The sequence below is a fragment of the Actinosynnema sp. NPDC059335 genome (genome assembly GCF_042752395.1).
Taxonomy (GTDB): Bacteria; Actinomycetota; Actinomycetes; order Mycobacteriales; family Pseudonocardiaceae; genus Actinosynnema.
Genome location: NZ_JBHYXZ010000037.1, coordinates 16,940 through 38,482, shown reverse-complemented (window position 1 = coordinate 38,482; position 21,543 = coordinate 16,940). Strand labels below are relative to the sequence as shown.

Annotated in this window: 22 protein-coding genes; 17 read left to right on the top strand and 5 right to left on the bottom strand. The window is 72.6% G+C overall.

Annotated elements, in window-relative coordinates; genetic code table 11:
* Positions 1–3 precede the first annotated feature (3 nt).
* Genes ACFXGA_RS14260 through ACFXGA_RS14250 form a run of 3 tightly spaced genes read right to left on the bottom strand, consistent with a single transcriptional unit; the run spans position 4 to position 2,031 of the window.
* Positions 4–744, bottom strand: coding sequence for a maleylpyruvate isomerase family mycothiol-dependent enzyme (locus ACFXGA_RS14260; protein ID WP_378087777.1), 741 nt, complete (start codon positions 742–744; stop codon positions 4–6).
* A gap of 10 nt (positions 745–754) precedes the next feature.
* On the bottom strand, positions 755–1,558 hold the full coding sequence (locus tag ACFXGA_RS14255; protein ID WP_378087775.1) for a class I SAM-dependent methyltransferase: 804 nt from the start codon (positions 1,556–1,558) through the stop codon (positions 755–757).
* The gene (locus tag ACFXGA_RS14250) at positions 1,537–2,031 is read right to left on the bottom strand and encodes a DUF2505 domain-containing protein (RefSeq protein ID WP_378087773.1); all 495 of its coding nucleotides are present in this window, start codon (positions 2,029–2,031) and stop codon (positions 1,537–1,539) included. Before ACFXGA_RS14250 ends, ACFXGA_RS14255 begins: the two co-directional genes overlap by 22 nt.
* On the opposite strand from ACFXGA_RS14250, the gene ACFXGA_RS14245 reads away from it, so the two are divergent.
* Entirely contained in the window at positions 2,030–3,139 is a 1,110-nt protein-coding gene (locus ACFXGA_RS14245; protein WP_378087771.1) for a UDP-N-acetylmuramate dehydrogenase, read from the top strand. The two genes, ACFXGA_RS14250 and ACFXGA_RS14245, sit on opposite strands and share 2 nt — an antisense overlap.
* A gap of 142 nt (positions 3,140–3,281) precedes the next feature.
* Entirely contained in the window at positions 3,282–4,280 is a 999-nt protein-coding gene (locus ACFXGA_RS14240; RefSeq protein ID WP_378087769.1) for a hypothetical protein, read from the top strand.
* On the opposite strand, the gene ACFXGA_RS14235 is transcribed toward ACFXGA_RS14240, so the two are convergent.
* Positions 4,231–4,965: an SDR family NAD(P)-dependent oxidoreductase gene (locus ACFXGA_RS14235; RefSeq protein WP_378087767.1), complete on the bottom strand. Its 735-nt coding sequence runs from the start codon at positions 4,963–4,965 to the stop codon at positions 4,231–4,233. The two genes, ACFXGA_RS14240 and ACFXGA_RS14235, sit on opposite strands and share 50 nt — an antisense overlap.
* Positions 4,966–5,056: 91 nt before the next feature.
* On the opposite strand from ACFXGA_RS14235, the gene ACFXGA_RS14230 reads away from it, so the two are divergent.
* From ACFXGA_RS14230 to ACFXGA_RS14190, 9 genes are all read left to right on the top strand, one after another.
* A complete protein-coding gene (locus ACFXGA_RS14230) occupies positions 5,057–6,205 on the top strand; it encodes an Ig-like domain-containing protein (RefSeq protein WP_378087765.1) in 1,149 nt (382 codons plus the stop codon).
* A gap of 402 nt (positions 6,206–6,607) precedes the next feature.
* Positions 6,608–7,405 (top strand): alpha/beta fold hydrolase, encoded by a 798-nt coding sequence (locus ACFXGA_RS14225; RefSeq protein ID WP_378087762.1) that lies wholly within the window; start codon positions 6,608–6,610, stop codon positions 7,403–7,405.
* Positions 7,402–8,655 carry a D-inositol-3-phosphate glycosyltransferase gene (mshA, locus tag ACFXGA_RS14220; RefSeq protein WP_378087761.1) on the top strand — a complete coding sequence of 418 codons (1,254 nt, stop codon included), beginning with the start codon at positions 7,402–7,404 and terminating at the stop codon, positions 8,653–8,655. The genes ACFXGA_RS14225 and mshA overlap by 4 nt, the downstream gene beginning before the upstream one ends.
* Positions 8,652–9,134: a YbjN domain-containing protein gene (locus ACFXGA_RS14215; RefSeq protein ID WP_378087759.1), complete on the top strand. Its 483-nt coding sequence runs from the start codon at positions 8,652–8,654 to the stop codon at positions 9,132–9,134. Before mshA ends, ACFXGA_RS14215 begins: the two co-directional genes overlap by 4 nt.
* Positions 9,135–9,198: 64 nt before the next feature.
* Positions 9,199–10,074 carry a DUF4349 domain-containing protein gene (locus ACFXGA_RS14210; RefSeq protein ID WP_378087757.1) on the top strand — a complete coding sequence of 292 codons (876 nt, stop codon included), beginning with the start codon at positions 9,199–9,201 and terminating at the stop codon, positions 10,072–10,074.
* Positions 10,075–10,468: 394 nt separating this feature from the next.
* On the top strand, positions 10,469–12,031 hold the full coding sequence (locus ACFXGA_RS14205) for a 4-coumarate--CoA ligase family protein (protein ID WP_378087755.1): 1,563 nt from the start codon (positions 10,469–10,471) through the stop codon (positions 12,029–12,031).
* Positions 12,032–12,273: 242 nt separating this feature from the next.
* Positions 12,274–13,656, top strand: a complete 1,383-nt coding sequence (locus tag ACFXGA_RS14200) for a pentapeptide repeat-containing protein (RefSeq protein ID WP_378087753.1) — start codon at positions 12,274–12,276, stop codon at positions 13,654–13,656.
* A gap of 236 nt (positions 13,657–13,892) precedes the next feature.
* Positions 13,893–14,141: a hypothetical protein gene (locus ACFXGA_RS14195; RefSeq protein WP_378087751.1), complete on the top strand. Its 249-nt coding sequence runs from the start codon at positions 13,893–13,895 to the stop codon at positions 14,139–14,141.
* 115 nt (positions 14,142–14,256) lie between these two features.
* Positions 14,257–15,003 carry a phosphoglyceromutase gene (locus ACFXGA_RS14190; RefSeq protein ID WP_378087749.1) on the top strand — a complete coding sequence of 249 codons (747 nt, stop codon included), beginning with the start codon at positions 14,257–14,259 and terminating at the stop codon, positions 15,001–15,003.
* Here ACFXGA_RS14190 and ACFXGA_RS14185 read toward each other — a convergent pair.
* Positions 15,000–15,635: a DNA-binding response regulator gene (locus ACFXGA_RS14185; RefSeq protein ID WP_378087747.1), complete on the bottom strand. Its 636-nt coding sequence runs from the start codon at positions 15,633–15,635 to the stop codon at positions 15,000–15,002. The genes ACFXGA_RS14190 and ACFXGA_RS14185 overlap by 4 nt on opposite strands.
* Before the next feature lie 99 nt (positions 15,636–15,734).
* Between ACFXGA_RS14185 and ACFXGA_RS14180 the strand changes: the two genes are divergently transcribed.
* From ACFXGA_RS14180 to ACFXGA_RS14155, 6 genes are all read left to right on the top strand, one after another.
* Positions 15,735–16,517 (top strand): oxidoreductase, encoded by a 783-nt coding sequence (locus ACFXGA_RS14180; RefSeq protein ID WP_378087824.1) that lies wholly within the window; start codon positions 15,735–15,737, stop codon positions 16,515–16,517.
* A gap of 108 nt (positions 16,518–16,625) precedes the next feature.
* Entirely contained in the window at positions 16,626–17,825 is a 1,200-nt protein-coding gene (locus ACFXGA_RS14175; RefSeq protein ID WP_378087745.1) for a sensor histidine kinase, read from the top strand.
* Positions 17,822–18,502, top strand: coding sequence for a response regulator (locus ACFXGA_RS14170; RefSeq protein WP_378087742.1), 681 nt, complete (start codon positions 17,822–17,824; stop codon positions 18,500–18,502). Before ACFXGA_RS14175 ends, ACFXGA_RS14170 begins: the two co-directional genes overlap by 4 nt.
* A gap of 27 nt (positions 18,503–18,529) precedes the next feature.
* A complete protein-coding gene (locus ACFXGA_RS14165; protein WP_378087741.1) occupies positions 18,530–19,540 on the top strand; it encodes a hypothetical protein in 1,011 nt (336 codons plus the stop codon).
* On the top strand, positions 19,540–20,751 hold the full coding sequence (locus ACFXGA_RS14160) for a hypothetical protein (RefSeq protein ID WP_378087739.1): 1,212 nt from the start codon (positions 19,540–19,542) through the stop codon (positions 20,749–20,751). Before ACFXGA_RS14165 ends, ACFXGA_RS14160 begins: the two co-directional genes overlap by 1 nt.
* Positions 20,748–21,533 (top strand): sugar phosphate isomerase/epimerase family protein, encoded by a 786-nt coding sequence (locus ACFXGA_RS14155; RefSeq protein ID WP_378087737.1) that lies wholly within the window; start codon positions 20,748–20,750, stop codon positions 21,531–21,533. The genes ACFXGA_RS14160 and ACFXGA_RS14155 overlap by 4 nt, the downstream gene beginning before the upstream one ends.
* Positions 21,534–21,543 lie beyond the last annotated feature (10 nt).

The following is a 21,543-nucleotide window of genomic DNA, read 5'->3' as shown; positions in this document are numbered from 1 at the left end:
TATCTACGGTCGGGGCAGCCCGTCCACCAGTGACCTGTCACCTGATGTGATGGCCCCGCTCGGCCTGCCCCACGCGGCCCGGTACAGCGCGTCCGCGGTGCCCGCCACGGTGGCGTCCTCGTCGGTCGCCGAGGCCGAGCCGCTGATCGGCCCCACCTCCGGCGGCTGCCCCGGCGTGAGCCGCAACTCCCAGGCGCGGCCCGCGTCGGCGGCGTGGAACAGCACCCGGCCGGCCCGCTCGACCGGCCTGCGCCGGGTGGTGTTGGTGAGCATCCAGGTCAGGAACTCGTCCACGCCGTCGGCCGCGAACTCCACGTCGAACAGCAGCGACGGCACGTCCGCGCCGTGCCGCGCGTGCTCGGCGTCCAGCCGGTGGATCGCCGTCTCGTGCGCCTGCCGGCGGGACCAGAACGCGAAGGTCTTCGGCCCCACGAACGTCCACGCGGGCGTGTTCGACGTGGTGCCCGCCAGCGTGTCGGCCAGCTCGGCGAACGTCTTCTCCGACCACACGAGCAGCTCGTCCCAGTCGGCGGGCCGGTCGTCGGGCCGCGGCCGGTCGCCGTCCACCGGGGTGTGCAGCGCGCGCAGCGCCCACGAGTGCGTGCGGCCCAGGTGGTCGACCAGGTCGTGCACCGTCCAACCGGGACAGGTCGGCACCGGCGCGTCCGGGCCGGCGGCGATCGCCGCGGCGCGCAGGGCGGCGTACTGGGTCCTCAGGTGCTGCACGAAGTCGGCGTGGTCCACCCCGCACACCCTAGGGACTCACGACGTCCCAGCGAAGCGTGATCTCCCCCAACCGCCACCGCTTCCGGTCGTCCAGCACGGGCCAGCCGCGCTCGGCCAGCAGCCGCACGGACTCCACCCACCGGGCCCGCGGCCCGTAGGGCGCGAACGGCGCGCACGTCGCCCAGCACGCGTCCAGCTCGCCGAGCAGGGCGTGCACCTTCTCGCCCGGCACGTTGTGGTGGATCAACGCCTTGGGCAGCCGCTCGGCCAGGTCGCTCGGCGTTTCCAGGTCGGCGGGCAGGCACGACATCGTGAACGTCCGGGGTCCCTCGGCGGTCAGCGCGACCCAGCAGCACCGGCGGCCGATCTCGTCGCACGTGCCCTCCACCAGCACGCCGCCGGGCGCGAGCCGGCCGACCATGGTGTCCCACGCCTCCGCCGCCTGCTCCTCGGTGTACTGCCGCAGCACGTTGAACGCGCGCAGCAGCAGCGGGCGCGCGCCGGCCAGCTCGAACCCGCCGCGCCGGAAGTCCAGCCGCGGCGGGTCGGCGACCTCCTTGCCCGCCGCCACGCGCTCGGCGTCGAGTTCCAGGCCCAGCACGCGGACGTCCGGGTTGACCGCGCGCAGCCGCGCGGCCAGCTCCACCGTGGTGACCGGCGACGAGCCGTAGCCGAGGTCGACGACCAGCGGTTCCGGCGCGGACAGCAGGTCGCGGTAGGTGTGCGCCACCCACCGGTCGACGCGGCGCAACCGGTTCGGGTTGGTGGTGCCCCGGGTGGGCAGGCCGAGCGCGCGGGCCCGGCCCGCGGCTAGGCGCGGCGTGCGAGCCATTCGGCGGTGAACTCGGTTTCCTTGTCGAGCAGCAGGGCGACCTGTTCGGCGATCAGCGCCTCCAGCTTGCCGCCCATGATCGGGATGCCCACCTTGACCTGACCCGTGAGGGTGAGTTCGCTCCCACCCGCGGTGTCGGCGAGCGTGATCGTGCCGTCCAACCGGCCCGGCACGCCGTTCAGCGTCACCTCCACGGTGCCCGCGTACCCGGCCTCCGTCCACGACTCGGCGCGGTCGATGACGAGGTCGCCGCCGAGCAGGCCGCGCGCGACCGACGGCAGCCGGTCCGCCGGGACACCCTGCCTGAGCTGGTAGGACGTGCTCTGCTCGGTGGTGGTGAAGGCGACCAGCTCGGGGTCGGTGCCACCGAGGGCGGCGAGCCGGTCGCGCAGGTACGACCGGTCCACCAGCGCGGCGTACACGTCCCGCGCGGGCCAGCGGGACGTGGTTCGGTGCTCGATGCGGCGTGCCATGGCGCGGAGGCTACCGTTCTCGGTCGTGACCACCCCGCCCTCCAGTGCCCGTGTGCCGCTGGCCGAGTGCACCACGCTGCGGCTCGGTGGCCCCGCGAAGAGCTTCACGCGCGCCACCACCGCCGCCGAGCTGGTCGAGGTCGTGCGCGAGCTGGACACGGCCGGCGAGCCGCTGCTGCTGCTCGGCGGCGGCTCGAACCTCGTGGTGTCCGACGCCGGCTTCCCCGGCACGGTCGTCGCGGTCGGCACCACCGGCCGCCGGCTCGACCCGCTGGGCGACGGCCTGGTGCAGCTCACCGTCGAGGCGGGCGAGGACTGGGACTCCGTGGTCGCCGAGGCGGTGGCGCAGGGGCTGGGCGGGCTGGAGTGCCTGTCCGGCATCCCCGGCCTGGTCGGCGCGACGCCGGTGCAGAACGTCGGCGCGTACGGCGTCGAGGTGGCGCAGGTGCTGACGTCGGTGGACCTGCTCGACCGCCGCACGGGCCGGGTGCACCAGGTGCCCGCCGAAGGGCTCGGGCTGGCCTACCGGACGAGCGTGCTGAAGGGCACCGACCACGCGGTGGTGCTGCGGGCGCGGTTCGCGCTGACCGCGGGCGGGCAGTCCGCGCCGATCCGGTACGCCGAGCTGGCCCGCGTGCTGGGGGTCGCGCCGGGCGACCGGGTGCCCGCCGACGCGGCCCGCAAGGCGGTGCTGGAACTGCGCCGCGGCAAGGGGATGGTGCTGGACGCGGCCGACCACGACACGTGGAGCGCGGGCTCGTTCTTCACCAACCCGCTGCTGGACGACTCCACGCTGGCCGGTGTGCTGATCCGGATCGCGGAACGGCTGGGGCCGCACGTGGACGTGCCGACCTACCCGGCGGGGCCGGGGCACGCGAAGCTGTCGGCGGCGTGGCTGATCGAGCGGGCCGGGTTCGGCCGCGGGCACCGCGGTCCCGGCGGCCGGGTGGCGTTGTCGGGCAAGCACACGCTGGCGCTGACCAACCGCGGCGGCGCGTCCACGGAGGACCTGCTCGACCTCGCGCGCGAAGTGCGCGACGGGGTGCGGGCGGCGTTCGGGGTGGAGCTGCGGCCGGAGCCGGTGCTGGTCGGGTGCGACCTGGGCTGACGCCGGGCGCTCGCGGCCTCCGCGGTCGGGCGGCCGGACCCGGCCCGCCACCGCGGGACAGGACGGCCGAACGGGTGACTCCGTGTGACGAATCCTCACTGCGCGCGTTTCATGGAGGTAGAGGCACCCGTTGGAGGTCGTCATGGCCTACCCCTACGACGATCGCGCGGCCGCCAGGCCGATCAAGAAGCTGGTCGAGGACGATTTCCTGAGCCGGCCCGGTGTGGTGGGTGTCGACCTGGGCGAGAAGACCGTGCGCGGCCGGGTGACCGGTGAGCTGGCGATCGTCGTGTACGTCCGCCGCAAGGGTCCCGCCGCCCAGTTCGCCATCCCGCCGGACGTGCTCGGCCTGCCGACCGACGTGGTGGAGGACACGTTCTGGCCGCACCACACCATCGCGTCGCCGGAGGGCGTGAGCGGGGCGGAGCGGCACGAGTCCCTGGCGGGCGGCATCGGGATCGGGCCCAGCCGGGCCGTCCGGCTCGTGCCGCCGGACGTGTCCGAAGCGGACGACTACGTGGTGGCCGGGACGCTCGGCGCGCTGGTCACGCCGCGCCGCCGGCACCTGGTGATGGCTCTCACGTCGTTCCACGTGGCCTGCGTGGACGACGCCTGGTCGGTCGGCGACCCGATGGTCCACCCGTCCCGCGTGGACGGCGGGCACCCGGTGCACGACCGGGTCGGCGCGCTGTCGCGGGCGGCGCTGTCGAGCCGGGTGGACGCCGCCGCGATCATGCTCACCACGCCGCGGGTGCGGCCCGAGGTGGTCGGCCTCGGGCCGATCACCGGCCCGGCGCGGGCGCGGGTCGGCGACCGGGTGCGCAAGCGCGGCCGGACCACCGCGGTCACGGTCGGCGTGGTGGCGTCCACCGACGCGGCGATCACGCTGGACTTCGGCGTGGGGCTGGGCGTGCGGACGCTGCACGACCAGATCCGCATCGAGTCGCCCCGGTTCGCCGACCACGGCGACTCCGGCGCGGTGCTGCTGGACGACGCGAACCGGGTGGTCGGGCTGTACTGCGGCGGCAGCCCGGACCGCGGGTTCGCGAACCCGATCGGCCCGGTGCTCGATCAGCTCGACGTGGAGCTGCTCACGTCGTCCGGTGCACCCGGGACGCCGACGCCTGCGCGCGGGGCTTGAGCACGATCCGGTCCAGGTTCACGTGCGGCGGCCGGGTCACCGCGAACGCGATCACGTCCGCCACGTCGTCCGCGGTGAGCGGCGTCACGCCCCGGTAGACGGCGGCGGCGCGCTCGGTGTCGCCGTCGAACCGGTTGACCGAGAAGTCCGTCTCGACCATGCCGGGCAGGATCTCCGTGACGCGCACCGGCTGACCGAGCAGCTCGCCGCGCAGCGTCCGGTGCAGCGCGGACTGGGCGTGCTTGGCGGAGGTGTAGCCGGAGCCGTTGTCGTACGCCTCGTAGGCGGCCACGGAGGTGACCGTGACGACGTGGCCGTCGCCGGAGGCGATCAGCTTCGGCAGCAGGCCCTTGGTGACGCGCAACGTGCCCAGCACGTTCGTCTCCCACATCCAGCGCCAGTGCTCCTCGTCGGCCTCCGCCACGGTGGCCAGGCCGCGCGCGCCGCCCGCGTTGTTCACCAGGACGTTGGCCTCGGGCACGGCGTCCAGGAACGCCGCGACGGACGGGGCGGAGGTGACGTCCAGCTCGACCGGGGTGCCTCCGATCTCATCCGCGATAACCTGGAGGCGGTCGACCCGCCGGGCGCCGAGCACGACGTGGAAGCCCTCGGCGGCGAGCCTGCGGGCGGTGGCCTCACCGATTCCCGCACTGGCTCCGGTCACGACTGCGATAGGACGGTTCACACGCGGGATCGTAGGTGTGTGATGCGGATCACTCGCACCGGAAGTCGTGTGGAGCGTCCTTCGATCGGGAGGTCGTAACGTGCGTCGTAACGTGCACAGCAGAGTGGTGGCGTCCTTGCTCGTCGGCTTGGCACTGCTGGCCGGCTGCTCGGCGAAGGTCGAGCCGGGCACGGCGAAACCGGTCGGCGGCGACAACCCGCCGGTGGCCAGGTTCACCACCGCGCCCGCGGACGGCGCGACCGAGGTGCCGGTCAACGTGCCGGTGCAGGTCACCGTGGCCGAGGGCACGATCGACCAGGTCACGGTCACCAACCCCGAGGGCAAGGCGGTGGCGGGCCAGCTCGCCGGGGACAAGCGGTCGTGGTCCAGCACCGAGCCGCTCGGGTTCGGCAAGACCTACGCCTACGCGGGCCGCGCCACCGGCACCGACGGCAAGCCCGTCGAGCTGAAGGGCGGGTTCACGACGGTGAACCCGGCGGCGCAGGTGCGCGCCACGCTGTTCCCCGGCGACAACCAGACGGTCGGCGTCGCCGTGCCGATCAAGGTCGAGTTCGACGCGGACGTCGCGGACCGGGCGACCGTGGAGAAGGCCCTGACCGTGACGAACTCCGCCGGCGTGCAGGGCAGCTGGGCGTGGCTGAACTCGCGCGAGGTGCACTACCGGCCGGAGAACTACTGGCCCGCGAACACCCAGGTCCACGTCGAGGCGAAGCTGTACGGCGTGCCGTACGGCGGCGGCGCGTACGGGCGCGCGGACGTGACCAGCGACTTCACCATCGGCCGCAACCAGGTCGTGAAGATCGACACGCCGACGCACCAGATGATCGTGCAGCGGGACGGGCAGACGGTGGCGACGTACCCGGCGTCGTTCGGCAAGGACGCGGACCCGGAGCTGACCACGCCGAACGGCACGTTCGTGGTGATGCAGAAGGACCCGCAGTTCAGCTTCGACAACCCGCGGTACGGGTACACCAACGTGGTCAAGAAGTGGGCCGTGCGGATCTCCAACCACGGCGAGTTCATCCACGAGAACAACGACAACGCGGCCAACATCGGGAAGAACAACACCTCGCACGGGTGCGCGAACCTGTTGGAGGCCGACGCGAAGGCGTACTACGACAGCGCGTTGGTCGGCGACCCGGTGGAGGTGACGGGGTCGATCACGACGTTGCCGCCGCAGTACGACTGGTACGACTGGCAGATCCCGTGGGCGCAGTGGCAGACGATGTCGGCGCTGTGAGGCGGTAGGGCTCGGTGGCGGGGTTCGCTGTGGTGGCGTCGGTCGCTGTGGGGGCGAGGTCCGCTGTGGGGCGCGCGTCCGGCTCGATTTGACATGGGGCCCTTACGGGTACCAGGGGCAGGCCAAAGCCGGCAGGCCCGGCGGGGAAAAGCGTCCCGCCAGGCCTGCCGGCTTCGTCCAGCCTAAGGCACCCGAACCCATGTCAAATCGAGCCTCGGTGGGGTGGTGGCGGGTCCGTTGTGGGTCGTTTTGGGTGTGTTGTGGGTGGTGTTGTCGGGGTTGGTGCACTGCGGGGAATTGTTTCGTGACTCGTGGTAGCCGGGTTTGTGGTGTTGGTGTGGTGGAGGACCGAAAATCACTTGCGTGGGAAGTGATGGGTTCGGTGGTGCGTTGTCCTAGGTCGTGCAGAACACTCTCCTCGACGCCGGGGGCGTCCGGCTGGCGGTTCGCGAGTCGGGTCCGGTCGACGGCCCGGCGGTCGTGCTGGTGCACGGTTGGGCGCAGTCCGGGGAGGTGTGGTCGCCCCACCCCTCGATGCGGTCGTACGCCTTGGACCTGCGTGGTCACGGTCTTTCCGAGGTGGCCGCGGGGGGTTATCGCGACTCGGCGGTGTGGGCGTCGGACCTGAAGGCGGTCGTGGACCACGTCGGGCGGCCGGTGGTGTTGGTCGGGTGGTCGTACGGCGGGTTGGTGGTGGTGGACTACCTGCGCGCGCACGGGACCGGGCTGGTCGACGGGGTGGTGTTGGTCGGCGCGATCACCGAGGTCGGGCGCGATCGGCCCGGTGGGGTGACCGGGCCGGTGATGCGGGCGGCGTTGCCGCGGGCGTTGTCGGACGACCCGGCGGTGGCCGTGCCCGCGTTGGCGGACTTCTGCCGCGACCAGTCGCCGGGGTTGCCCGGCGAGGTGGTGCAGCGGCTGCTGGGGACGGCGTTGCGGGTGCCGCCGAGGGTCCGCCGGGACCTGTTCCGGCGCGACGTGGACAGCGCCGCCGTGCTGAAGGCGGTCGACAAGCCGACACTGGTGGTGCACGGCACCGCCGACGAGGTGGTCGACCCGGCTGCCGCGGAGTACGCGGCGGCCCTGATCCCCGGAGCCGACTTGCGCCGTTACGACGGAACCGCGCACTCGCCGTTCCTGGAGCGGCCGGAGCGGTTCGCGGCCGACCTCGCCCGGTTCGTCGCGGAGGTCTCCCGGTGAGGCGGGTCGCGGTGTTGTCGGTGCACACCTCGCCGCTGGAGCAGCCCGGCACGGGCGACGCGGGCGGGATGAACGTCTACATCGTGCAGACCGCCACGCGGATGGCGCAGCGCGGCATCGCGGTCGAGATCTTCACCCGCGCCACGTCGTCGGAGTTGCCGCCGGTGGCCGAGTTGGCGCCGGGCGTGACGGTGCGGCACGTGGTGGCCGGGCCGTTCGAAGGGCTGGGCAAGGAGGAGCTGCCCGGCCAGCTCTGCGCGTTCACGGCGGGCGTGCTGCGGGCCGAGGCGCGGCACGAGCCGGGGCACTACGACGTCGTGCACTCGCACTACTGGCTGTCCGGGCAGGTCGGGTGGCTCGCCCGGGAGCGGTGGGCGGTGCCGCTGGTGCACACCGCGCACACGCTGGCCAAGGTGAAGAACCTGGCGCTGGCGGCGGACGACACGCCGGAGCCCCGGATGCGGGTGATCGGCGAGGAGCAGGTCGTGGCCGAGGCGGACCGGCTGGTCGCGAACACCGAGGTGGAGGCGTCCGAGCTGGTGGACCTGTACGCGGCCGACCCGGCGAAGGTGCTGGTCGTGCCGCCCGGGGTGGACCTGGAGCGGTTCACGCCGGGTGACCGGGAGGGTGCGCGGGCGGCGTTGGGGCTGCGGCCCGAGTCGGTGGTGCTGGCGTTCGTGGGGCGCATCCAGCCGTTGAAGGCCCCGGACGTGCTGCTGCGCGCGGCGGCCGAGATGGTGGCGCGCGACCCGGGGCTGCGGTCGCGGCTGGTGGTGCTGGTCGTGGGCGGGCCGTCCGGGTCCGGCTTGAAGACGCCGGACGAGCTGGTGCGGTTGGCGGCCGAGCTGCGGATCTCCGACGTGGTGCGGTTCCTGCCGCCGCAGGGCGGCGAGGCGCTGGCGCGGGTGTACCGGGCCGCCGACGTGGTGGCCGTGCCGAGCCACAACGAGTCGTTCGGCCTGGTCGCGCTGGAGGCGCAGGCGTGCGGCACGCCGGTGGTCGCGGCGGCGGTGGGCGGGTTGCCCGTCGCGGTGCGCGACGGGGTGTCCGGGGTGCTGGTGGACGGGCACGACCCGAGGACGTGGGCGCGGGTGCTGTCCGACATCGCGCTGCTGCCCGCGTGCCGGGAGGAGCTGGCGAGCAACGCCGTCGGCCACGCCCGCCGGTTCTCGTGGGACCGGACGACTGATTCACTCCTCGCCGGGTACGCCGAGGCACGGGACGTGTTCCGCGAGGAGGTCTTCGCTTGAGCCTGGACGACGTCATCCGGTCGACGCTGGACGACCGCGAGCTGCGCTACGACCACAAGGGACCCGGTCGGTTCTTCGTGACCCTGCCCGGCGCGAAGAAGCTCCAGACGAACTGCTGGCTGGTGGTCGGCAGGCACGCGCTGGTGGTGGAGGCGTTCGTGTGCCGCAAGCCGGACGAGGCGCACGAGGACGTCTACCGGTTCCTGTTGCGGCGCAACGCCAAGCTGTACGGCGTGCACTACACGATCGACACGACCGGCGACATCTACCTGGTCGGCCGGATCGCGCCGCACGCCGTGACGCCGGACGAGCTGGACCGGGTGCTCGGGCAGGTGGTGGAGGCCGCCGACGGCGACTTCAACACGCTGCTGGAGATCGGCTTCGCCGGCGCCATCCGGCGCGAGTGGGACTGGCGCGTCTCGCGCGGCGAGTCGCTGGCCAACCTCCAGGCGTTCCGGCACCTGGTGTCCGAATCGTGATCACGCCCGCGCAACGGCCCTGAGGCCCGGCCCCGTCCCTGCGGTGACCACGAGGGAGGGGCACATGGGCAGACGGGTGGGGCTGGTGGCCGCCGCGTTCGCGGTGGTGGCGCTGGCCGGGTGCGGGGCGAACGGGTCCGGCGAGTCGTCGGCGGCGGATCGGGCGGCCGTCGCGCCGGAGGTCGCGTCGCCGCAGCAGGGCGGCACGCCGCCCGCGCGGGACTCGTCGGGCGAGGCGCGGCAGGCCGACACCGCGTCGGCTCGGGACGGCAGGCAGCTCGTGCGCACGGCGACGGTCGAGCTGCGCGCGGCCGACTCGTCGGCGGTGATGGGCAGGGTCACGGACCTGGTCGGGGGCGAGGGCGGGTACGCGGCGCAGGAGAAGTCGCAGCCGGACCGGGCGACCGTGACGTTCAAGGTGCCCGGTGACCGGCTGGACCGCGTGCTGACGGCGATCGCCGCGCTGGAGGGCGTGCAGGTCGTCAAGCGGGAGCTGACGACGGAGGACGTGACCGAGCAGATCGTGGACGTCGAGGCGCGGCTGGCGAACCAGCGGGCCAGCGTGGAGCGGGTGCGGGGGCTGCTGGAGCGGGCCACGACCACCGCGGAGATCACCGACGTCGAGGCCGAGCTGACCAAGCGGCAGGCGGAGCTGGAGTCGTTGCAGCGCCGGTACGAGACGCTCAAGGGCCAGGTCGCGCTGTCCACGTTGACCGTCACGGTCTCGGCGGCGGGCGCGTCGGTGGTCGTCGAGGAGGAGGACGACTTCCTGAGCGCGTTCGCCGGTGGCTGGCACGCGCTGGTGGACGCGTTCGCGTGGCTGCTGGTGGTGCTGGGCGCGGTGCTGCCGTTCGCGGTGGTGCTGGGGCTGCCGGTGCTCGGCTACTGGTGGCGTCGCCGTCGGCGCCGGGTGGCCGCGCCCGCGACGGGCGCCTCGTAAGACGCACCGCTCTACCGAGAGCAACATCCGCGCGGAGCGCGGGGCGGCTTGGGAGAGAGGGGGAGTCGCGAGTTCAAGCCGCCCCGCGTCGGTCCCCGCGTCAGGCGGATCCGGGCGGGGGGAACCCGGGATTCCGCGCGGGGCGCGGTTCGACGGGGGGATGCGAACCGCGGGTGTGCCGCGCAGGTCGTCGGAGTGCGTGGGAGCCGACCCGCGAGGCCCTGCCAACTTGGCAGATGGCCGGTGATCCCCACAAGGGCCGGCGCTACTCCATTCGTGTTGTTCTTAGCCGAGTTAAGTAACGCTGGAGCGTGACGAGCGACTGCCTTGACCCGCGATGTGGCTTGACTCACGATGGCGGGATCCCGGCCCCCTGGATGAATGAGGCAGCCGCATGGTCTTCCGCAGTCCGTTCCCCGATGTCGTGGTCCCGGACGTCTCGCTGCACGAGTTGCTGTTCGCCGACCTCGGCGACCGCGCCGACCGGGTCGCGCTGGTCGATGGCACCTCGGGCGCGTCGCTGACCTACCGACAACTGGCCGGCGCGGTCGACCGCCTGGCCGCCGCGCTGGCCGCGCGGGGGATCGGCAAGGGCGACGTCGTCGGCATCCTGAGCCCGAACACGCCGTACTACGCGGTGGTGTTCCACGGCATCCTGCGGGCGGGGGCCACGGCGACCACTGTCAACGCCCTCTACACCGCCGACGAGGTCGCGCACCAGCTCACGGACGCGGGCGCGAAGATGTTGTTCACGGTGTCCGCGCTGCTGCCCAACGCCGCGCCCGGCGCGGAGAAGGCGGGCATCTCCGACGTGGTGGTGCTCGACGCCGCCGAGGGCTACCCGAGCCTGTCGTCGCTGCTGGCCAACTCCGACCCGGTGCCCGAGGTGGCGGTCGACCCGGCCGAGGACGTGGCCGTGCTGCCGTACTCCTCCGGGACCACCGGCCGGGCCAAGGGCGTGATGCTGACGCACCGCAACCTGGTCGCCAACATCGTCCAGTGCGGGCCGCTGCTGGAGGTCGGCGAGGACACCAAGATCCTCGCCGTGCTGCCGTTCTTCCACATCTACGGCATGCAGGTGCTGATGAACAACGGCCTGCACGTCGGCGCGACCGTGGTGACGATGCCGAAGTTCGACCTGCCCGAGTTCCTGCGGGTGATCCAGGACCACCGCACCGACCGCGTCTACATCGCGCCGCCGGTGGCGGTGGCGCTGGCCAAGCACCCGCTGGTCGACCAGTACGACCTGTCCGGCATCGACACCATCTTCTCCGGCGCCGCGCCGCTCGACGTGGACCTCGCGGCGGCCGTCGCCAAGCGGTTGGGCTGCCGCGTCTCCCAGGGCTACGGGATGACCGAGATGAGCCCGGTCAGCCACGCGATCCCGGACGGCCGCGACGACATCTCCGTCGGCACGGTCGGGGTGATCGCGCCGAACATGGAGTGCCGCTTCGTGGACCCGGCCACCGGCGAGGACGTCGGCGTGGGCGAGCGCGGCGAGCTGTGGTGCCGCGGCCCGAACGTGATGAAGGGCTACCTGAACAACCCCGACGCCACCGCCGCCACGCTCGACGCCGACGGCTGGCTGCACACCGGCGACGTCGCCGTGATCGACGAGAACGGCCTGGTCAGCATCGTGGACCGGGTCAAGGAGCTGATCAAGTACAAGGGCTACCAGGTGCCGCCGGCCGAGCTGGAGGCGGTGCTGCTGACCCACCCGGCGATCGCCGACGCGGCCGTGGTCGGCGTGCGCGACGAGGAGGGCGAGGAGGTGCCGAAGGCCTTCGTCGTCCGCCAGCCCGGCACCGACCTGGACGAGTCGGGCGTGATGGAGTTCGTGGCGTCCCAGGTCGCGCCGCACAAGAAGGTGCGGGTGGTGGAGTTCATCGAAGCCATCCCGAAGTCCGCGTCGGGCAAGATCCTGCGCAAGGACCTGCGCGCCCGCGAGGCTCACTGATCGCGTGAGCGATTGGCGCAGGTGAGCCGCTAGAACCATGGCTCACCTGCGCCAACTGCGTCGGCAGTGAAGTTGAGCATCTGTCATCTCGTGCAGAACGCGCTCGCCACGCGGCAGGTCTCCCAGGATGTCGAAGGGCAGCGCGAGTTCGCGTACCAATGCGGCCGGAATGGCATGGAGCCCTTCGGGTCGACTCGGCGAACCCGGTTGTAACCGCGTGGTCGACCAACGATCCTCTTCTCGTGGGAGAACAGCGGGGCCGGCCGACCTACAAGGTCCTCTCCACCAGGGCCATCGTGTGGTTCGGGGTGGCGCTCGTAGTGGTCGGGGCGGGGGTGGCGACAGCGCTGCTCTTGGCTTACGGCAACGGCACGGAGGCGGACAGGGCGCGCTTGGACGCGATCAGGACGGCCGGGACCATTGTCGTCGGCACAGGGGGAGCGGCGGCGTTGTGGCTGGCGGCCCGGAGGCAGCAGGCTGCGGAGATAGCACTGCGGCAGAAGGACGTCGACCAAGCGCACCAGGAGCAGGACGCCACCGAACGACGGGTGACCGAGTTGTACACCAAGGCGGTGGAGCAACTCGGTTCGGAGAAGGCACCGGTGCGCCTGGGCGGGATGTACGCCCTCGAACGGCTGGCGCAGAACGTACCGGACCAGCGACAGACCGTCGTCAACGTGTTGTGCTCCTATCTCCGGATGCCCTTCCAACCGCCGGTGGCCCCGGATCTCGTGTCCACCGCGTCCGCAGCAGTCGACGCCCTCATCGCTGCCCCGCAGTGGGACAAGCAGGCGACCGGCGAGCAGGCGGGGCCGATCGTGGATCGCGCCGAGAACGAGGGCCGCATGCAGGAGCGCGAGGTACGACTCACCGCGCAACGCATCATCACGAAGCACCTCCACCCGGGAGACGATGCCGATCGGCCGGCGAGAACCTTCTGGGAAGACATCGATCTCGACCTCGCCGGTGCGACGCTCACCGCATTCGACCTCGGAGGTTGCCACGTCCGGGTGGCTCGGTTCAGCGAGGCGACGTTCGAAGGGGACGCGGAATTCCGCGGGGCGACGTTCGGTGACACCGCTGTCTTCCAGAGGGCGACGTTCAAGGCGGACGCGGTGTTCCACGGGGCTACGTTCAGGAAGGACGCCGTGTTCGACGGGGTTGCGTTCGAGAAGGCGGCCGTGTTCGGCCGGGCGGTGTTCGGGAACGCTGCTTGGTTCGGTGGGGTGAGGTTCGGGAAGGTCGCCTGGTTCGACGGGGTGACGTTCAACGGGTCCACCGGCTTCGACGGGGTGGTGTTCCAGGGGAACGCCTGGTTCGACGGAGCGACGTTTGAAGACGACGTGGTATTCGGCGGGGTCAAATTCGAGGAGGCCGCCGGCTTCGACCGGGTGATCTTCGGGAAAGACGTTTGGTTCGACGGGGCGACGTTCGGCAAGGGGGTCGAACTCGACAGCGTGCGGGTTCGGCTCGACGTGGTTCCAGCGCCGAACAGGAACTGGCCTGACGGATTCTCCGTGGTCGATCCTGATCCACCACGGGAATCAGCCCTGGCGGAGCGGGACGGGGTATGGGGTCATCTCGTGCCGGTCCGCGACAGTGACCGGACAGGCGAGGGCGGCTGAGGAGTCGCGTACGCACGCAGCCCGAACCGCATGACACCGAAGGCGCTCCGCGCACATCGCGAGGCCGGCGCGTCCGGCGGAGCGGACCCGGCGGCGGTACCGCTGTCGAGGGTCCCGTCACGGGGAGGTGGGCGACCACCCGATGGTGTTGTTCACGGCTACTGGGCGAGCCGGACCCGTCACGCTCCACAACCATGTCGGGTGCACATCGACACCGGACATCGGAGAGCACACGCATGCGCATCCTCGGGAAGCTGGCCGTCGCGGCCGGCGCCACCGCCGTCATCCTGCTCGCCTCGCCGGCCGCCAACGCGTCGGCGATGGACAACGTCCCGCGCACCAGCCCGCTGACCGCCGTGCAGACCGCGCTCGGCGCGGTGCTGGGGCAGACCACCTCGGGCCTCGGCAACGGGCTGGGCGGCGGTGCCCTCGGCGGCCTCGGGGGCGGCCTCGGTGGTGGGGCGCTCGGGGGCCTCGGCGGCTGATCGGGCGTCGGGTCGGGCCCGCGCGTGGCCCGGCCCGGCCCGTCGGGCTGCACCGATCAAGATCACACCTACCACGGGCGTGAGCCCGCCCGACCCATCTGGCAGGCTGACGCCCATGGCTGTCGGAACCCTGGTGCTGCTCCGCCACGGCGAGAGCGTCTGGAACGCGGAGAACCTGTTCACCGGCTGGGTGGACGTCCCCCTCTCGGAGAAGGGGGTGGAGGAGGCCAAGCGGGGCGGCGTGCTGCTGCGCGAAGCGGGCGTGCTGCCCGAGGTCGTGCACACGTCGCTGCTGCGGCGGGCCATCGGCACCGCCAACCTCGCCCTCGACGCGGCCGACCGGCACTGGATCCCGGTCCGCCGGGACTGGCGGCTCAACGAGCGCCACTACGGCGCGTTGCAGGGCAAGAACAAGAAGCAGACGCTGGAGCAGTTCGGCGAGGAGCAGTTCATGCTCTGGCGCCGCTCCTACGACACCCCGCCGCCGCCGATCGAGCCCGGCACCGAGTTCAGCCAGGACAGCGACCCGCGCTACGCCGACCTCGGCCCCGAGCTGCCGCTCACCGAGTGCCTGCTGGACGTGGTCAAGCGGATGATCCCGTACTGGGAGTCCGCCATCGTGCCGGACCTGCGCACGGGCCGGACGGTGCTGGTCGCCGCGCACGGCAACTCGCTGCGCGCCCTGGTCAAGCACCTCGACGGCATCTCCGACGAGGCGATCGCCGGCCTGAACATCCCCACCGGCATCCCGCTGCGCTACGACCTGGACGACGAGCTGAAGCCGCTCAAGCCGGGCGGCGAGTACCTCGACCCGGACGCGGCGGCCGACGCGATCAAGGCCGTGGCCAACCAGGGCCGCTAGACCAGGCCCAGCTCGCGGGCGCGCGCCCCGGCCTGGAACCGGGACGACGCGCCGAGCGCGGTCATCAGCTCCGCCACGCGACGGCGGTACGTGCGCAGGGACACACCCAGCGCGCGTGCCGCCGTCTCGTCCGTCCAGCCCCGGTTCAACGCGTCCAGCACGCCCGGCGCGGCCAGGCGCAGCTCGGCCATGTCCGCCTCGTGCAGGGCCAGCGGGGTGCCCGCCCGCCACGCCGCCTCGAACAGCGACGTGATGCCGTGCACCAGCTCCGGCCGGGTGATCACGCTGTAGCTGCGCGGGCCGTGCGACTCGTCGCCCGCCAGGATCGCCACCCGGCCGTCCAGCACGATCGTCTCGTTCACGTCGTGGTTGGCGACCCGCACGTCCGCGCCGTGCTCGGCCATGTGCCGCGCGTGGTCGGCCCACGTCGGGTCGAGCATGGTGCTCAGCCGGAACAGCTTGCGGATCCGCAGCCCCGGCGGGTGCGCCATGACGTCGGCGCGCGGATGGGCGCTCATCCACGTGCGCAGCGCGTTCGCCGCGCACAGCAGCTCGGTCGTGGTCGCCGCGAACAAGTGGGCCGTCCGCTCGAACAACTCGGCCTCGCCCCGCACCACGGTCACCGTCTCCACACCACGAGCATGGCAGCAAGCTGCCAATCCCGGCGGCCGTGATCGCCGAGGGCGATCGTGGAACCCGTGCTGAACCTCAACCGCGTCGGTTACGGCGCCATGCAGCTCGCCGGTCCCGGTGTCTTCGGCCCGCCCGCCGACCCCGAGAACGCCAAGGCGGTGCTGCGCCGCGCCGTCGAGCTGGGCGTCGACCACATCGACACCAGCGACTTCTACGGCCCGCACGTCGTGAACGAGCTGATCAAGGCCGCCCTGCACCCCTACCCGGAGCACCTGACGATCGTCACCAAGGTCGGCTACCGGCGGACCGGGACCGGCGACTGGGTCCCCGCGCGGGAACCGCGGGAGCTGCGCGACGCCGTGCACGACAACCTGCGCCGGCTCGGCCTGGAGCGGCTGGACGTGGTCAACCTGCGCGTCGGCGGCGAGCAGGACCCCGAGTCGGTCGAGGAGCCGTTCACCGTGCTCGCCGAGCTGCGCGAGCAGGGCCTGATCCGCGACCTCGGGCTGAGCAACGTCGCCGCGCACCACCTCGACCAGGCGCGGGCGATCGCGCCGGTGGTGTGCGTGCAGAACCTCTACAACGTCACCGAGCGCGGTGACGACAAGCTGCTCGACCGCACCACCGCCGAGGGCATCGCCTACGTGCCGTTCTTCCCGCTGGGCGGCTTCACGCCGTTGCAACACGACACGCTGGCCGAGGTCGCCGCCCGGCACGGCTCGACCGAGCGCCAGGTCGCCCTCGCCTGGCTGCTGCACCGGGCGCCGAACGTGCTCCTGATCCCCGGCACGTCCTCCACTCGTCACCTGGAGGAGAACCTGGCGTCCGCCCGGCTGCACCTGTCCGAACACGACCTGACTCAATTGGACACGATTGGGTGAACGCAGGTCGTCTCGCGGGAAAACATCGGTCCCGGACGGTGTCGCGGGAGTCACGAAGCGGGCTCCGACACTAGGCCGCACCCGCCTTGACCTGCTTACGATGCGCTCGTGACCGCAACGGGTTACCTCGTCCTGTCGATCGGCGCTCTGCTGATCGGCGGCGGCGCCTTTCTCGCCGGCCGGTCCACGGCCCGCGCCCGCGACCAGCGACCGCGCGGCCTGACCGTCGCCGACCTCATGGCCAAGGTCGTCCACTCCTCGCCCGACGGCATCGCCGTGCTCAACGGCTTCGGCGACGTCGTGCTGCACAACGCCCGCGCCGAGGAGCTGGGCGTGGTGCGCAACAACCGGGTGGACGACCGCGCCAGGCGCGCCGCCGAGATGGCCCGCCGCGACGGCGGCGTCATCGCGGTGGACCTGTCGTCGCTGGAGGTCATCAAGGGCCGCCAGCCGCAGGCGGTGCACGCCACGGTCAAGGTGCTCACCGGGGACTTCGTCGTGGTGGACGCCTCGGACGAGTCGGAGTCCGTGCGGCTGGAGGCGACCCGGCGCGACTTCGTCGCCAACGTGAGCCACGAGCTGAAGACGCCGGTCGGCGCGCTCGCGCTGCTGGCCGAGGCGGTGCTCGACGCCGCGGACGACCAGGACGAGGTCCGCCGGTTCAGCGCCAAGATCATGCAGGAGGCGACCCGGCTCGGCACGCTGGTCACCGAGCTGATCGCGCTGTCGCGGTTGCAGGGCGCGGAGAAGCTGCCCGAGCTGAGCCGGGTCGAGGTCGACGTGGTCGTCGACGAGGCGCTGAGCCGGTCGCGGCTGTCGGCCGAGTCCGCGGGCATCGCGATCACCACCGACGAGCCGAGCGGCCTGGAGGTCGAGGGCGACCGGACGCTGCTGGTCACCGCGTTGAGCAACCTGCTGGAGAACGCGGTCGCGTACTCGCCGCCGGGCAGCCCGGTGTCGGTCAGCCGCAAGCTCGTGGACGGGTTCGTCGAGATCGCCGTGACCGACCGCGGCATCGGGATCGCCGAGGACCAGCAGACCCGCGTGTTCGAGCGCTTCTACCGGGTCGACAAGGCCCGGTCGCGCGCCACCGGCGGCACCGGCCTCGGCCTGGCGATCGTCAAGCACGTCGCGAACAACCACGGCGGCGAGGTGAAGCTGTGGAGCCTGCCGGGCACCGGCTCCACCTTCACGCTGCGCATCCCGGCCCACCCCGACCAGGACGAGCCGACGAAGGGCCTGTCCACGCAGGAGCTGGCGAGCCCCGTGCCGAGCGGCGCGGGCGGCAACCACGGAGGAGAGCTGTGACCAGGGTGCTCATCGTGGAGGACGAGGAGTCCTTCTCGGATCCGCTCGCTTTCCTGTTGCGCAAGGAGGGCTTCACCGCGGCGCTCGCGGCCAACGGCCAGGAGGCGCTGGAGGAGTTCGACCGCAACGGCGCGGACATCGTGCTGCTCGACCTCATGCTGCCCGGCATGAGCGGCACCGACGTGTGCAAGCAGCTCCGCGCCCGGTCGGCCGTGCCGGTGATCATGGTGACGGCGCGGGACAGCGAGATCGACAAGGTCGTCGGGCTGGAGCTGGGCGCGGACGACTACGTCACCAAGCCGTACTCGGCGCGCGAGCTGATCGCCCGCATCCGCGCCGTGCTGCGCCGCGGCGGCGAGTCCGAGGAGCTGCTGCCGCAGGTCCTGGAGGCGGGGCCGGTGCGGATGGACGTCGAGCGGCACGTGGTGACCGTGGACGGCGCGGAGGTGAGCCTCCCGCTCAAGGAGTTCGACCTCCTAGAGTACCTGCTGCGCAACGTCGGCCGGGTGCTGACCCGCGGCCAGCTCATCGACCGGGTGTGGGGCGCGGATTACGTCGGGGACACCAAAACCCTGGACGTGCACGTCAAGCGCCTGCGGTCGAAGATCGAGCCCGACCCGGCGGCCCCGCGCCACCTGGTCACCGTGCGCGGACTGGGATACAAGTTCGAATCCTGATCATCCCGACCAGGTACGGTGCACCGCGTGCGCCTCGGGGTGCTTGATGTCGGGTCCAACACCGTCCACCTCTTGGTGGTGGACGCTCATCGGGGTGCCCACCCGACGCCGATGAGTTCGGAGAAGTCGGTGCTGCGCCTCGCGGAGCAGCTCGACGGCTCCGGGATGCTCGGCCGCGCGGGCGCCGACCGGCTGGTGCGCTCCGTCGCCGCGGCCAAGGCGGCGGCGGAGCGGCTGGGCTGCGAGGACCTGATGGCGTTCGCCACGTCCGCGGTGCGCGAGGCGGGCAACTCGGCCGAGGTGCTGGACCGGGTGCGCGCCGAGACCGGCGTGGACCTCCAGGTGCTGAGCGGCGAGGACGAGGCGCGGTACACGTTCCTCGCGGTGCGCCGCTGGTACGGCTGGTCGGCGGGCCGGCTGCTGTGCCTGGACATCGGCGGCGGGTCGCTGGAGCTCGCGATCGGCGTGGACGAGGAGCCCGAGGGGGCTTTCTCGGTGCCGCTGGGCGCGGGCCGGCTGACCCGGACCCGGTTCCGGCACGACCCGCCGACCCGGGCCGAGGTGCGCGAGACCACCGAGTGGCTGACCGAGCAGCTGTCGCCGGTGGCGAAGAAGATCCTCCGAACGGGTGCTCCCGATCGTGTGGTCGCGACGTCGAAGACGTTCCGCACGCTCGCCCGGCTGACCGGCGCGGCGCCGTCGTCGGCCGGTCCGCGGGCGCGGCGCGTGCTCACCGACTCGGGCCTGCGGCAGCTCATCGCGTTCATCTCCCGGATGTCCGCGGCCGACCTCGCCGAGCTGGAAGGGGTGAGCGCGAGCCGCGCCCACCAGCTCGTGGCGGGCGCGTTGGTGGCGGAGGCCACGATGCGAGCCCTGTCACTGGTCGAGCTGGAGATTTGCCCCTGGGCGCTGCGGGAAGGTGTCATCCTGCGTCGGCTGGACCACACTAATGGCTCGGACCTGGACACCCCGCCGGACCGCACCCGCCGGACGGGTGACACTGGACGGACTGGCCGCCACGGGGCACGGTGGAGTTGATGAGTCGAGAGAGCGAGTCGGAGCAGACCCAGCGCACCGTCGCGGAGTTGCTCGCCCAGTACGGCGGGGGCTCCGGCGAGGTGACGCCGCGTCGGCGACGGCGCCGCGCCGAGGAGGCCGCGTCGGACACCGCTCCGCAGGCCATCATCGACCGGGTCAACTCCGACAGCGGTCGGTTGCGCGCGCTCCGCGACGAGCCGGAGCCGCCCGCCGCGCCGCTGCCCCAGCGGCAGCGCGCCGCCGACCCCGAGCGCACGACCTACCAGCCGCCGGTCGCGCCGCCGCCCGCGCCGCCGTCCCGGCCGGAGCCGCCCGCCGCGCGGGCCGAGCCGCTGTCGCGGTCGGACCTCTCCCGGCCCGACCTGTCGCGGCTGGAGCCGCCCGCGTCGCGGCTGGAGCCGCCGAAGAAGCCCGAAACCGGCCGCAGACGCGCGCCCGAGGTCAACGCGGCCGAGGAGACCCGGGTCGTGCCGCCGATCGTGGCCGACTTCCAGGGCGAACCGCCCCGGCCCGGTCCGCCGGCGCCGCCGCCGGTCAAGCCCGAGCCGCCGCGGACGAAGATCGTGCGGCCCGTGACGCCGGCCACGCCCCCGGTGCGGGAACCGGTGACCGAGGTGATGCCGCGCATCACCGACAAGCTGACGCCGAACGTGCCGCTGGAGTCGTTGCCGACCGAGTCGGTGCTGATCGTGCCGCCCGCGCCGCCGCGGCTGCCGGACCCGCTGCCCGACCAGACCGCCGAGGACTGGTTCGGCGACGACGAGCCCGACGACGCGGTGGTCGAGCAGGAGAGCACCGCCTTCCACCCGTACGTCGACCTCGACGAGGAAGACGAGGACGACGACTACCCGCGGCGCGACTACCAGCGCCGCGACCTGGACGACGAGGAACCCGCCGGCCTGGCCGACCTCGACGACGAGGAGGAGGCCGAGGCGCCGGCCGACCGCTCGGCGGGCAAGGAGTGGCTGGTCATGATCGGCCAGCTCGCCGTCGGCGTCATCGGCGGCGCGGCGCTGTGGCTCGGCTTCAACTTCCTGTGGCGCACCGCCGCGCCCGCCGCGCTGGTGGTGGCGCTGGCGGTGACCGTCGGCCTGGTGATGATGGTCCGCAAGATCCGCCGCGCGGACGACCTCCAGACCACCGTCCTGGCCGTGCTCGTCGGGTTGATCGTGACGGTCTCGCCGGCGGCCATGCTCCTGGTGAAGTCTTGACCCCGGTCGGGCTGTCCACCGCGGCCGTGTGGCCGCAACCCGCCGGCGCGGCGTTCGAGGCGGCGGCGGAGCTGGGCTACGACGGCGTCGAGCTGATGGTGTGGGCCGACCCGGTGAGCCAGGACGTGAACGCGGTGCGGCGGCTCTCGCAGCGCTACGGCGTGCCGGTGCTGGCCGTGCACGCGCCGTGCCTGCTGATCAGCCAGCGGGTGTGGTCGCCGGACCCGGTCGAGCGGTTGCGGCGCAGCGTGCGCGCGGCGGGCGAGCTGGGCGCGCGCACGGTGGTGCTGCACCCGCCGTTCGTGTGGCAGCGGCGGTACGCGGACGGGTTCGCCGAGCTGGTGGCGTCGTTGGAGGACGAGAGCGGCGTGGCCATCGCGGTGGAGAACATGTTCCCCGTGCGCCGACCGCTGGGCCGGGGGCGATCGGTGCAGGTCACGGCGTTCCGGCCGTCGATCGACCCGACCGACGTCGGGCACCGCAACTACACGCTGGACCTGTCGCACGCGTCCGCCGCGCACGTGGACGCGATGGAGCTGGCCAAGCGGATGGGCGAGGGGCTGACCCACGTGCACCTGGCCGACGGTTCCGGGTTGCCGAAGGACGAGCACCTGGTGCCGGGCCGGGGCACCCAGCCGTGCGCCGAGCTGCTGGGCCACCTGACCCGCACCGGCTTCACCGGCCAGGTCGTGCTGGAGGTCAACACCCGACGCGCCCGCACCGCCGCCGAGCGCACGGAACTCCTCGCGGAGTCCCTCCTCTTCGCCCGCCTCCACCTCTGACCCCCGCGTC

Excerpts from the sequence above, each read along its gene's own strand:
- ACFXGA_RS14255 (WP_378087775.1), bottom strand. The coding sequence starts at position 1,558 with ATGGCTCGCACGCCGCGCCTAGCCGCGGGCCGGGCCCGCGCGCTCGGC.
- ACFXGA_RS14245 (WP_378087771.1), top strand. The coding sequence starts at position 2,030 with ATGGCGCGGAGGCTACCGTTCTCGGTCGTGACCACCCCGCCCTCCAGT.
- ACFXGA_RS14250 (WP_378087773.1), bottom strand. The coding sequence starts at position 2,031 with ATGGCACGCCGCATCGAGCACCGAACCACGTCCCGCTGGCCCGCGCGG.
- ACFXGA_RS14240 (WP_378087769.1), top strand. The coding sequence starts at position 3,282 with ATGGCCTACCCCTACGACGATCGCGCGGCCGCCAGGCCGATCAAGAAG.
- ACFXGA_RS14210 (WP_378087757.1), top strand. The coding sequence starts at position 9,199 with ATGGGCAGACGGGTGGGGCTGGTGGCCGCCGCGTTCGCGGTGGTGGCG.
- ACFXGA_RS14205 (WP_378087755.1), top strand. The coding sequence starts at position 10,469 with ATGGTCTTCCGCAGTCCGTTCCCCGATGTCGTGGTCCCGGACGTCTCG.
- ACFXGA_RS14195 (WP_378087751.1), top strand. The coding sequence starts at position 13,893 with ATGCGCATCCTCGGGAAGCTGGCCGTCGCGGCCGGCGCCACCGCCGTC.
- ACFXGA_RS14190 (WP_378087749.1), top strand. The coding sequence starts at position 14,257 with ATGGCTGTCGGAACCCTGGTGCTGCTCCGCCACGGCGAGAGCGTCTGG.
- ACFXGA_RS14180 (WP_378087824.1), top strand. The coding sequence starts at position 15,735 with ATGCAGCTCGCCGGTCCCGGTGTCTTCGGCCCGCCCGCCGACCCCGAG.
- ACFXGA_RS14160 (WP_378087739.1), top strand. The coding sequence starts at position 19,540 with ATGAGTCGAGAGAGCGAGTCGGAGCAGACCCAGCGCACCGTCGCGGAG.